The sequence below is a fragment of the uncultured Veillonella sp. genome (genome assembly GCF_915069625.1).
Classification (GTDB): domain Bacteria; phylum Bacillota; class Negativicutes; order Veillonellales; family Veillonellaceae; genus Veillonella.
In genome coordinates this window covers 1-12,026 of record NZ_CAJZFD010000047.1, presented here as the reverse complement: position 1 = coordinate 12,026, position 12,026 = coordinate 1, and the positions used below count along the sequence as shown (strand labels likewise).

Below are 12,026 nucleotides of genomic sequence, written 5' to 3'. Positions count from 1 at the left end.
TGTAAGGAGATTGAGTATGAAATTATCCAAACGTTTATTATCTAAAACAGTTGCTATTGCTGCTGTATGTGCAACTATGGCTACTGCAGCCTTTGCTGCGCCACAAGGTACTTTTGATTCTTCTGAAATTCAAATTACTGGACAAGCCTCTCGTTCAGTAGCACCTAACTATGCGATCTTAACACTTGGTATTACTAGCGAAAACACAAACATCAATGCTGCAAAATCTAACAATGACCGCATCATGAGTGATTTGATTAGTAAGTTAGGTCATTTAGGTATCGATAAAAAAGATATTTATACCTCTAATATTTCTATTAACCCTACTAACGATTACCAAGATGGCAAACGAATCAATACAGGTTATAATGTGTCTAATCGTGTAACTGTAAAAATCAATAATCTTGATAATGTAGGTAAAGCTGTTGATGCTGCTGTTAGCGCTGGGGCTAATGATATCAACAACCTTTCTTTCCAAAATGATGTATCTCAACAACTATCTGATTCATTAACTACAGAAGCAATTCAAGATGGCCGTCATAAAGCTGAGGTTATCGCTGCAGCCCTTGGACGTACATTAGGACCTGTAAAAACAGTTTCTATCAGTACACCTCAAACAAGCTCCATGGATTCTGGTTACTATCGTAACGCAATAATGTTAAAAGCGTCTCTCGAAACTGCTACTCCTGTTGAAAAAGGATCATTAGTAGTTTCTCAAGACGCTAATATCACTTATTATTTACAATAGAATTTTCTGGTACCACACCTTCGTGGACCGCTACAATGCCGCCTGTCAATTCATGATAGGTGGCATTTTCATATCCTAAAGATTTCCAAATTTCAAGAATCTCACTTTGATGAGGATATCTACGTAAGGATTCTGGTAACCACGCATAGGAGGAATTATCCTTACTTAATTTACCTATAATAGGTAATATATAGGAGAAGTAGAAATTGTATAATTGTTTAAAACCAAACATACTTGGTTTCGCTAACTCCAATACAACTACTTTCCCACCTGGTTTTACAACACGTTGCATTTCAGATAATACCTGTTTAATATCTGGTACATTACGCATTGCAAAGCCGCTCATAGCAGCATCAAATGTATTATCTGCATATGGTAATGCCATTGCATCACCTTGAACAAGATTAACTTGATCTAGTAAACCAGCATCTTCAATGCGTACGCGACCTTGATCAAGCATTTCACTATTAAAGTCCAAAGCCTCTACCTTTAATGTTGGCTCTTGACGTAATGCTTCTTTTGTAAACACGCAAGTGCCACAAGCTACATCAAGTATTCGTTGATTTGGACCTATATTCATTGCTTTTACAGAAAATTTGCGCCAGTAATAATCTTGACCAAAACTCAAGACTGTATTCATCAAATCATAATTCTTAGCAATATTAGAGAACACACCTTGCACAAACTCTTCTTTATCTGCATATGTTTTAAATTCTTTCGTATTCATTATGGTCCTTTCACTAATCAAGAACTATATTCAAACTCTTTACTCGCATAGTATATCATACTATGACGCCTATCAAAAGAATCCTATTATATATACTATATATAGTAACTATGTAAAGAGCACATATTTAGTTAAAGTAATATATTCACTACTATTAAAACTAGCATATTACAAAATAAATATCGTTATCAGTCACAGTAGATCCAATTTAACTATATATTAATGACTATGATATTCTCTATTGCCACCAATCTATGTTCGTTGTATAATGACATATGTCCATGTTGAAAAGATATCTTTTCCATGGTCTTTTATTAGTTTTTATTAAGTATTGGAGTGTACTATGAATCGATTTGTAAAATCAATCAATAGAGTCAGTCTAATCCAACAAATAATCATAGGTTTGATTATTGGTATTTTGACAGCTCTATACGTGCCAGAATTGGCAAATGAACTAGCTTTATTAGGCGTTCTCTTTGTTGGTGCTTTAAAAGGGATTGCACCAATCCTTGTATTTTTCCTTGTTATTGCAGCTATCAGTAAACATCGTTCTGGTCAAAAGACTGGGATGGGATCTGTAATCACATTATATTTATTAGGTACATTCCTTTCTGCAGCACTTGCTGTAGTCGTAAGCTTTATGTTCCCTACTACATTACACCTTGCAGCTAGTGCAGCTGATGCAGCTCCACCACAAGGGATCGTAGAGGTTATGAAAACACTTTTAAAAAATATTGTTGATAACCCTGTGAAAGCCTTAATGACCGCTAACTATATCGGCATTTTAGGTTGGGCACTTATCATTGGCGGTGCTTTACGCCATGCCCCAATGAATACTAAAGAAGTAATGGAGTCTATCGCTCAAGCTATTACAACTGTAGTAGGTTGGATTATCCGCTTTGCTCCTCTAGGTATTATGGGTCTCGTAGCTGACTCTATCGCTACTAATGGTATTGAAGCTTTAATCGGCTACTTCCAATTACTCGTATTACTACTTGGTTCTATGATTTTCGTAGCATTAGTAGTAAATCCACTTCTATCTTTTGTATACCTTCGTCGCAATCCATATCCATTGGTATTTAAATGTTTGCGTGAATCTGCTATCTATGCGTTCTTTACTCGTAGCTCTGCAGCAAACATTCCTGTTAACCTTGATTTAGCAAAACGTTTAAAACTTAACCCTGATATGTATTCCGTATCCATTCCATTGGGTGCTACTATCAACATGGGTGGTGCAGCGATCACAATTACAATCATGACATTAGCTGCTGCACATACACTTGGTATCGTTGTAGATGTCCCTACAGCAATCCTTTTATCTGTCATTGCTACAATCGGTGCTTGTGGCGCTTCTGGCGTTGCTGGTGGGTCCCTACTTCTAATTCCTCTAGCTTGTTCTCTATTCGGTATCTCCAATGATATTGCAATGCAAGTTGTAGGTGTAGGTTTCATCATCGGTGTTTTACAAGACTCCACTGAAACAGCACTTAACTCCAGTACAGATATTCTCTTCACAGCTACTGCAGATTATGCAAAACGTGGCTATCACGAAAACTGGGATTAACACCTATAGGCGGTCCTTCGGGACCGTCTTTTTTTGTGTTCAATAGATAAAAAATCAGCCTTACTATACTACTTTCATTACTACTCAGTGTATAATATAAAGAACATGCTCTAACAAACAATATAGATATTTATATTAATCATAATTGTTTATATTGAACACAATCATCTATATTGATTTTCTTCAATATAATGTTATAATAGAGTTAATGATAATAACTATTAATAGATATAAATAGAAAGGAATCAACATGAAACAATACGATATTATTGTAGTTGGTACAGGTGGTGCAACCATCGTAGCTGATGCTGCTATCAAAGTGGGTAAAAAAGTAGCTATCATTGAAAAAGGCAAATTTGGTGGCACATGCCTAACTCGCGGTTGTATTCCTACAAAGGTTATGGTTACAGCAGCTAATGCAATCCAAGAGGTAGAAGAATTCAAAAAAATCGGTATTAATGTTAGCAATGCTACTATGGACTGGGACACCGTTTCTAAACGTACATGGTTTAAGATTGACGAATCCGCAGGCATCTACGATTATTACAACGCTTTCGATAATGTTGACGTATACCGTGGTGCAGCTAGCTTTGTATCCGATAAGGTTATGAACATTCATCTCAACGATGGCTCTGGTACTGTAGAAATCACAGCCCCTACTATTATTCTTGGTACTGGTGGCTATAGCAATATTCCGAATGTACCAGGCTTACAAGAGGCAGGTTATCTTTCTAGTGAAAGCCTTTTTGGCGATAAATTCCCTAAACAACCATATAAATCTCTTGCAGTACTCGGTGCTGGTCCTATCGGTGTAGAGTTTGGCCATGTATTTGATGCTGCTGGTACTGAAGTTACCATCATTCAGCATAATGTACGTCTTGTACCTAAGGAAGACGAAGAGATGTCTGAACATCTTCTCCAAAACTATCGTGCTCGCGGCATCAATGTTATATTGAACCAAGACACTGTTGAAATCCGTCAAGAAGATGGCCTCAAGGTAGTAGTCACAAAAGATCGTACTACTGGTGAAATTACAGAGACAAAGGTTGAAGAAATTCTAGTTGCTGCCGGTATTCGCCCTGCTGTCGAAGAATTACACCTTGAAAATACAGGTATTGAAACATTACCAAAAGGCTGGATCAAAACAAATGAATTCCTCGAAACATCTGTAGATGGTATCTATGCATTAGGTGATGTAAACGGCGAGCCTGCATTCCGCCACCGCGCAAACTACGAAGCAGATATTATCGCCCATAATCTATACTTTGCAAAAAACGAAGAAGATTTCCGTTGGGCACGCTATGATACATTGCCAAAGGTTACCTTCTCCTACCCTGAAATCGGTAGCGTAGGTCTTACTGAAGCCGAAGCTATTAAAGCTGGTTATAATGTAGGCGTAGGTAAAAACTACTACTCCTCCACAGCTAAAGGTTATGCAATGGGTATTAATCCTGGTGATGTAAATGATGGCTTTGTAAAAATCGTAGTCGATAAAGATACAAATCATATCCTTGGTATGCATGTAACAGGCCCTCAAGCCTCTATCTTATTCCAACCTTACGTAAACCTTATGAACAGCGGTGTAACACCATTAACTGCTATTAATGAAGAAATCGCTTCTGAACGTACAAAACGCTTACGTGAAAAAGGTATCACTCGTGCTATGGAGCCTAAATCTGTTATCACCGTTGGTGAAACTATGAGTCCACATCCTTCTCTTGTAGAGGTAATTATGTGGACACAAGTATACTACGAACACCGTTGGTAATACTAACCACGTAATAATGACGTAATAACAATGTAATAACGACAAAAAGGACTGTGTATATACACAGTCCTTTTATTATTGTGACGAATATTCTAAATGGATTAACGACCCATATCAATAGTGTTATCCCAAATAATGTTTGTTCTGCGACCATCGAAGCCTTGATCTGGTTCAGGAGGTAATTTACTAGATTTAGTTTGACCTACATATGCCCCTGTTTCAGCATCTACAGTAACTACAGTCTTTTTGCCGTCTTGATGCATTGTCATATAGTATAGAATCTTACCTTCATGAGCTTCAATTTTCCAGCCTTTTACAACTGCATCAGCACCAAGTTGTTGTTTTGCAACGCGTTCAGCTTGAGACGCTTCAATTACTTTATCTTTATTGAAGATCTCACCAATAACTTTTTTAGGTTTGCCACCCTCTTCCATATCGGAAGTATTACCAGTGATTACGTCTATTTTCATTTTGTATTGATGATATTTACTATAACCTACTACTTTGTAACCATAGTTCAAATCGTTGGAGTTAAGCTCTACAGAATGTAGTGCTGCATTAGGATAGCGATTTTGGAAAATAGTACCAATTTTACTCATAGTCATAACCATGGATTCCCCTGGCGCACGTTGTACAGAAATATCAGTACTTGTTTCTGGTTTTGTTTTACGTGCATCTGCCACACTAGGTGTAGCAACGGACAATACGCCAACTGCCAATACACCAGTTAATGCCATAGAAATCAACTTTTTATTCATTACATATCCTCCTACTATATACAATGCTTTCACCTATGGTAAAAGCCATCCGTATACTAGAATTACTATAATTTCGTGCTATATGCAACAGCACACAAAACATACATAAATAGATATATTATTTAGACAATATACTATAAACCTTCATTCGATGCAAGTCGATCGTTTACATCAGTCATAAGTAATTTGTAACATGTTGCCACCAAAGGTACGCCAATCAACATGCCAGTAACCCCCATTAAACTACCGCCTACGATAACGGCTGCAAATACCCACAAACCAGGTAAACCAACGGAATTACCTACAATCTTAGGATAAATAAAGTTACTTTCAATTTGATGAAGAACCTCTAATATAATCACATAGATTAATGCATCCATAGGACTAACAGTAAGTAAGATAACTGCGCCTATAACGCCCCCTACATAAATACCTAGCAATGGAATTAATGCAGTAAGACCAATAACACAGGCAATCGTAGTAGCATATTCGATATTAAATGCCCACAATGAAATGCCCACCATAATACCTAAAATCAAGGCATCTATAAACTGACCTACAAAGAAGTTACTAAAAGTTTGAACAGCTACGCGTGTCACATAACTAACACGATTAACCCACTCATCAGATGCATAGGCTTTTAGGATTCGTTTACCTTGCATCATAAGTCGCTCTTTATCGAGCAACATATAAATGGCAAAGATTAAACCTAAACCTATATTCAAAGTCCACGATAAGGCTGTCCCCATCGCATTAACTAGGTATGTACCACCCTTTGTGCCCCACTCGCGAGTATATTTAACAATACTTTCACCACTCAAGGTATCCATAAGAGTTTGATTGGAGGCCATTGGAATGGTTTCTGTAAAGTGTTGCATCCATGTTTGGAAATCTGTATACAACTGTGGCGAAGAAGCCACGATGATCGACATGGAGTGAATCAATTGTGGAATCGCCATACGAGCAATAAAATAAACGATAGCACTGATTGTGACAAAGGATAAAATGAGACTTAAAGGTCGTCTAATTTTATCTTTCCAACCTGTTTTACTCTTAGGCCACAGCCAGCGTTCATAACGCACCACTAGAATATCTAGCACAAATGCGATACAAGCACCTACTATAAGTGGAACAAAAGCTGTAACGACGGCATCAATAGCATTAGCAATATCGCTGATACGCAGTGCCATCATAATCATAACACCCGCCAATATTATGGCCCCTATAAGCGGTTTATAATATTTAAATCTTTTCATATATAACCTACTTTACTATACTCACAACGCATACATTACCAAAACTTAATGAACATTGTATGACCTACGATTGTATGCAAGCTTAGTATAACACAAAAGTCCACCTTATCACATGCTCGGTCCCCCGATGAACACGAGAGCATGATAGAAGGTGGACTATATTGTATGTCTAATCTAAATTAGATTGAAGATTAGCGATGAATGTAAACGTCTACACGACGGTTTTCAGCTTTACCTGCTGCAGTGGAGTTAGTTGCAACTGGTTTAGTGTCGCCATTAGCAATACCGATTAAACGATCAGCAGATACGCCGTTGTTTACTAAGTATTGAGCTACGTATTGTACGCGGCGTTCAGACAAGCCAACGTTGTATTGAGGAGTTGCGTCAGTATCAGCATTACCCAACAATTTAACTTGGTCTTGAGAGTATTGGTTAGCAGCATTTACAGCAGCTGTTAAGTTTGGATATTGGTCTGCACGAGCTACATCTTGGTCGGAATCGAAGTAGATGGATTGTACATAGTAATCCAATTTAGGAGTTTTGTATACAGGAGCTTCTACTACAGGAGCTGGAGCTGGAGTGTATACAGGTGCTGGAGCTGGAGTAGCTACAGGAGCCACTGTTTTGTGACCACCGAAACGGTAGGACAAGCCAACTACAGGACCTTGGAAGGAGATATTTTCATTATCTGCATGTTTTGTGTTGATATAACGGTAACCAGCGTTGATATCCAAATCTTCGTTTACTTTGTAGCCTAAGCCAGCTTCCCAAGTGGAAGTTTTCTTAGTACCTACACCAGCTTTACCATAAACTTCAACTTTGGAGCCAAGGTTAGCTTTACCAATTACACCAGCTTGTGCAATGTTGTTTGCTTTAGCAAAGTCATCGCCAGAAATATGAGCATAACCACCATATACTGCGAAGTTTTTGTTCAAGGATTGAACCAAGTTTACTTCGTGCATTTTATCACTGTAGCCAATACCACCTAATTTATCATTCAAACCATGATATTGGTATTGTAAAGCAGTTTTATCAGACAAAGCATAAGTCAAACCACCATCAAAGTTCCATTTTGCATCAGCATTGAAGTGTTCAGTTTTTGCTTTAGAATGAGCTGCACCAAGATCAACTTGGAATTCACCTTTGTTGAATTGAGTTTGTGGAGTTGCGCCAGCTACAGATACGCCTACAGCAGCAACTGCCAATAAAGCTAATAATTTTTTGTTCATTATAATTCCCTCCAATAACAGCCTTTAACAATACACAGGCCTTTGGTAATAATATACTTTCATTTTACACAACTTTTCGATAATTTTCAATATCTTTTATGAAATTATCATGAGGATTTCGAAATTTATCTATACATAGATGTTATAAATTCTAAATCCAAAAATATAACTATCTTTATAATATAGGAACATTGAGGTTCTAATTATAGGATAGATGAGCTAATCCTTTATTCTTTTAAGATATATCTTATACTTATCTTAGCAAATCTTTAAATTCAACTGAATAAAAGAAAACGCCTACGTTTCCGTAGGCGTTATAGATTCAATTAGTTTTCTTTTACAGAGAACCATGCACGATGGAATACAGCCGCAATCGCACCACCTACTAAAGGAGCCACGATGAAGAGCCATACTTGAGCCAATGCTTCACCACCTGTGAATACAGCTGGAGCTAATGCACGAGCTGGGTTTACAGATGTACCAGTCAATGGAATACCGATCAAGTGAACCATTGTCAATGTAGCACCAATTACAAGACCTGCAAGAGCAGATGTTTTTTCACTAGCTGTTACGCCAAGGATTACAAGTACGAATACAAATGTAAGGAATGTTTCCACTACAAATGCACCGCCCATGGAAAGGCCAACTGCACTTAATGTACCGTAGCCATCAGCACCAAAACCAGAAAGTGTTTCAGAGCCATTTACGACTACACTCAACAAACCTGTACCAGCGAAAGCACCAATAACTTGAGCTACTACATAACCAGCAAAATCCTTAGCAGACATACGACCAGAAAGCCATACACCAATGGATACTGCAGGGTTAACGTGGCAACCAGATACGTGACCGATTGCGTATGCGCCAGCAACAATTGTCAAACCGAATGCTAATGCAATTGCTACAACGCCCAAGTAACCCAAACCAAGACCACCAGTAAAGCCACCTGTTACAACGGCAGTACCAGTACCAAAGAATACCAAAATCATTGTGCCAATAAATTCAGCAATATACTTGTTCATGTTCTTCCTCCTTACAATACCTTCATGAACTAAAAGGCATGTCTTCCCTCTCTATGGGATTTCATGTTACTCTCATCATTATAAACATTTTCTAAATTATGTCAACGACTTTTTTCGATATAATTTCACAAAATATATTTTCCTAAATTTTAATATCTATATCTGTTAATAAGACAGTATTTACCTAGTATTTTTATATATCATGATTTTCATCACACAATAAATTCTATAGAATATGATATACTGATACTACATACTTTGTAGAAATTACTATTATATATAGAGTTATATCGAGCTATATAGGAGGAACCATGAGCAAAACAGCTTATATTGTACGTCATATTAACTTTGAAAATGCCGGTATTTTAGAGTCAGTCCTTACTAATCGAGGGTTTGAACTAACATACATCGAGGCTCCCCTTGCCAATTTTGAACACTATGATGCAACAGCGGCTGATTTAGTCATCGTTTGCGGTGCCCCTATTGGCGCGTACGATGAGGAACTCTATCCGTTCTTAACAGATGAAATCAAATTCATTACAGATCGTATTAATAGTAAAAAGCCATTGCTAGGCATCTGTTTAGGCGCTCAACTCATTTCCCGTATCATGGGTGGTCACGTAGGACCTATGAAGCATGGTAAGAAAGAAATTGGCTTTGGCCCGCTAGAGTACACTCCTGAAGGGGCCTCCTCCCCACTAGCATTGCTAGGCAATGTACCAGTTCTTCACTGGCATGGTGATGAATTTGAAATCCCTAAAGGTGCGGTGCGACTTGCTAAAACAGAGTTATGCCCAAATCAAGCATTCTCCGTAGGCACACATATTTTAGGTCTTCAATTCCATATGGAGGCTGATCCTGCTTTCATTGAAAGTTGGCTTGTAGGCCATTGTGCAGAACTTTCTAACGCGGGTATCGATATTCCTAAACTTAGAGAAGATGCAAAACGCCTACGTCAAGAGTTACCTGCTGCAGGAAAAGCCGCATGCATCGCCTGGCTTGAACAAAATCATTTATAAAACAAAAACCGCCTTAGCTGAACTAAGGCGGTTTTTGCTTGTTTCTTATATATATCCCTTACATATATACATGAAATCATAGATTTCTGGTCCGATAACACATTCCCCAATGTGTCATTTTTTCCACATTTCGTATTGTACATCAAACAAATTGAATATGCAAGAACTTTTTCATAAACCTTTCATAAATTATTTTAATTTTTTCAATATAGAAAGTGATAAGTAGTAGAAAACACAGATATTATCTATACCAAAGCTCTATATCGAATACTATAAAATTTAGGTTTTATATGAAAAAATACTATTTAAATGATAGTCAAAGTTAATATTCCTGTCATTTCCATGTAAGATTAAACTATCTTATGCTGCCATGCACCACGAATAAATCGAATATAGGAGCAACATAATCGTAAGGACTGGTCAAAGCACAAGGATAACCATGCGCCTAAAAGCCCTAAACCTAATGTAATACACAATAGGTATGTAATGATAGGCCGAATAATAGCTACACTAACAAGGGAATATTTCATAATATAATATGTATCCCCTGCCCCTTTTAGAACACCAGAATATACTTGCTGTAATGCTTGAGGGAATGCTGCAACAGCCATAATCCCCATTAAGGCACCCGCTAAGGTAACGACTTCACTTTCACGAGTATACAACTGTACTAATAGATCGCCAGGGCCAATAAATATGAGAGCACTTACAAGGCCTACTACTAGACCGATGCGGGCACCAATTTTACCATAGGTTTTCGCAATATCTGGTCGTTTATGACCAAGACACTGTCCCGTATGAGACGCACCGGCAAAGCCGAGGCCCATCGCAAAGTAATAGAATATATCCATCAAATTCATACATACATAGTGTGCTGCTAATGGTACCGCCCCTAAGGACGCAACGATCATTGTGTACGTATACATACCAAATCGTTCAAAAAATTGTTCTCCTAATGAGCTACCACCTACGTGGAACATAGTGTGCAAAACAGTTCGTTCAAACTTCCACTTTGAAGGATGTCGCAACGTTAATCCCGTTGTAGTATGTTGTGAAATCGTACGCAGTAATAATAGAGCAATAACGGCACTACTAATCATTGTCGAAACACCGGCGCCCATGACACCGAGTTCAGGAAAGAATCCAATACCATAAATCAAGAAGAAGTTCATTATAGTATTTAAAATATTACCTACTACATTGGACTTAAAAATAACCTTAGTATTGCCATACCCAATAAGGGCGGCCCCTACAATTTGACTAAAAGATTGGAATATTAGACTAATGACAACAAAACGGCCATACCAGACAGCCGTTTCTATATAGCCGTCTTCGGCACCTGTAAAGCGTAAGATATGCTCTAAATTAAAGAAACATATTGCCAATAAAGGTACATAAATCAAGAAATTCAAGAGTATGGATTGCTTAAGAACGGCATTCATACCATCAACTTCACTTTCACCGTGGCGGCGAGCTATAATAGCCGTTACCGCAATCGACAAGGCACGACAGAATATGAGCATCACCATCTCTGGCTGCCCCATAATACCAACTGAGGCAAGTGCGGAGGCACCGAGGGCCCCTACCATGGCTAAATCAATAGCTGTCATAAACTGCAGCATCAAACCTTGTAATGTAGCAGGCCAAGCTATTTTCAAATAATTGCCATACATCTGCTTTGTTGTACCTACAGGACCTAATCGTTCTGTAGCGGGCAACATTGCATCAATGGACAACCATCGTTGTATGCGGTCTAACATAGTAACTCCTATTCATGCAAGATCGTATAAGATTGAGCTATCTATTAGCCCCAATATCTTCTGTATTATATCACAACAATATATGAAAAGTCATTCATATATCATGATTATATTTAATAATCTATATCAAAATTGCAAAAAAGAACCTCTTATAGTATCCGAATATACCCTACTA

10 protein-coding genes are annotated in these 12,026 nt (G+C 37.9%); 4 read left to right on the top strand and 6 right to left on the bottom strand.

All coding sequences use genetic code 11. The features are described from left to right. Nucleotides 1–16 precede the first annotated feature (16 nt). Nucleotides 17–748 carry an SIMPL domain-containing protein gene (locus tag QZ548_RS03900; protein ID WP_105090262.1) on the top strand — a complete coding sequence of 244 codons (732 nt, stop codon included), beginning with the start codon at nucleotides 17–19 and terminating at the stop codon, nucleotides 746–748. Here the strand turns inward: QZ548_RS03900 and QZ548_RS03895 are convergent. Continuing rightward, complete coding sequence (locus QZ548_RS03895; protein WP_105090261.1) at nucleotides 729–1,475, bottom strand: ubiquinone/menaquinone biosynthesis methyltransferase; 747 nt, start codon at nucleotides 1,473–1,475, stop codon at nucleotides 729–731. The genes QZ548_RS03900 and QZ548_RS03895 overlap by 20 nt on opposite strands. Before the next feature lie 343 nt (nucleotides 1,476–1,818). Between QZ548_RS03895 and sstT the strand changes: the two genes are divergently transcribed. Next, nucleotides 1,819–3,039: a serine/threonine transporter SstT gene (gene sstT, locus QZ548_RS03890; RefSeq protein ID WP_105090260.1), complete on the top strand. Its 1,221-nt coding sequence runs from the start codon at nucleotides 1,819–1,821 to the stop codon at nucleotides 3,037–3,039. A 250-nt stretch (nucleotides 3,040–3,289) separates the two neighbouring features. Continuing rightward, complete coding sequence (locus QZ548_RS03885; protein ID WP_295868462.1) at nucleotides 3,290–4,807, top strand: NAD(P)/FAD-dependent oxidoreductase; 1,518 nt, start codon at nucleotides 3,290–3,292, stop codon at nucleotides 4,805–4,807. Between the two features lie 101 nt (nucleotides 4,808–4,908). Here the strand turns inward: QZ548_RS03885 and QZ548_RS03880 are convergent, their stop codons facing one another. The 4 genes from QZ548_RS03880 to QZ548_RS03865 all read right to left on the bottom strand — a co-directional run bounded on the left by QZ548_RS03880 (nucleotide 4,909) and on the right by QZ548_RS03865 (nucleotide 9,072). Then, nucleotides 4,909–5,565, bottom strand: coding sequence for a peptidase (locus tag QZ548_RS03880; RefSeq protein WP_295868459.1), 657 nt, complete (start codon nucleotides 5,563–5,565; stop codon nucleotides 4,909–4,911). 134 nt (nucleotides 5,566–5,699) lie between these two features. Beyond that, entirely contained in the window at nucleotides 5,700–6,821 is a 1,122-nt protein-coding gene (locus tag QZ548_RS03875; RefSeq protein WP_295868456.1) for an AI-2E family transporter, read from the bottom strand. A 191-nt stretch (nucleotides 6,822–7,012) separates the two neighbouring features. Then, a complete protein-coding gene (locus tag QZ548_RS03870; RefSeq protein ID WP_295868451.1) occupies nucleotides 7,013–8,050 on the bottom strand; it encodes an OmpA family protein in 1,038 nt (345 codons plus the stop codon). A gap of 326 nt (nucleotides 8,051–8,376) precedes the next feature. Beyond that, nucleotides 8,377–9,072, bottom strand: coding sequence for an MIP family channel protein (locus QZ548_RS03865; RefSeq protein WP_105090255.1), 696 nt, complete (start codon nucleotides 9,070–9,072; stop codon nucleotides 8,377–8,379). Between the two features lie 311 nt (nucleotides 9,073–9,383). Between QZ548_RS03865 and QZ548_RS03860 the strand changes: the two genes are divergently transcribed. Next, nucleotides 9,384–10,091 carry a glutamine amidotransferase gene (locus QZ548_RS03860; protein WP_295868448.1) on the top strand — a complete coding sequence of 236 codons (708 nt, stop codon included), beginning with the start codon at nucleotides 9,384–9,386 and terminating at the stop codon, nucleotides 10,089–10,091. Between the two features lie 350 nt (nucleotides 10,092–10,441). Here the strand turns inward: QZ548_RS03860 and QZ548_RS03855 are convergent, their stop codons facing one another. Beyond that, nucleotides 10,442–11,851, bottom strand: a complete 1,410-nt coding sequence (locus QZ548_RS03855) for an MATE family efflux transporter (RefSeq protein ID WP_295868445.1) — start codon at nucleotides 11,849–11,851, stop codon at nucleotides 10,442–10,444. Nucleotides 11,852–12,026: the final 175 nt, after the last annotated feature.

What these genes read in the sequence shown, in the direction of transcription:
- QZ548_RS03900 (WP_105090262.1), top strand. Translation starts at nt 17, where the DNA reads ATGAAATTATCCAAACGTTTATTATCTAAAACAGTTGCTATTGCTGCT.
- QZ548_RS03895 (WP_105090261.1), bottom strand. Translation starts at nt 1,475, where the DNA reads ATGAATACGAAAGAATTTAAAACATATGCAGATAAAGAAGAGTTTGTG.
- sstT (WP_105090260.1), top strand. Translation starts at nt 1,819, where the DNA reads ATGAATCGATTTGTAAAATCAATCAATAGAGTCAGTCTAATCCAACAA.
- QZ548_RS03885 (WP_295868462.1), top strand. Translation starts at nt 3,290, where the DNA reads ATGAAACAATACGATATTATTGTAGTTGGTACAGGTGGTGCAACCATC.
- QZ548_RS03880 (WP_295868459.1), bottom strand. Translation starts at nt 5,565, where the DNA reads ATGAATAAAAAGTTGATTTCTATGGCATTAACTGGTGTATTGGCAGTT.
- QZ548_RS03875 (WP_295868456.1), bottom strand. Translation starts at nt 6,821, where the DNA reads ATGAAAAGATTTAAATATTATAAACCGCTTATAGGGGCCATAATATTG.
- QZ548_RS03870 (WP_295868451.1), bottom strand. Translation starts at nt 8,050, where the DNA reads ATGAACAAAAAATTATTAGCTTTATTGGCAGTTGCTGCTGTAGGCGTA.
- QZ548_RS03865 (WP_105090255.1), bottom strand. Translation starts at nt 9,072, where the DNA reads ATGAACAAGTATATTGCTGAATTTATTGGCACAATGATTTTGGTATTC.
- QZ548_RS03860 (WP_295868448.1), top strand. Translation starts at nt 9,384, where the DNA reads ATGAGCAAAACAGCTTATATTGTACGTCATATTAACTTTGAAAATGCC.
- QZ548_RS03855 (WP_295868445.1), bottom strand. Translation starts at nt 11,851, where the DNA reads ATGTTAGACCGCATACAACGATGGTTGTCCATTGATGCAATGTTGCCC.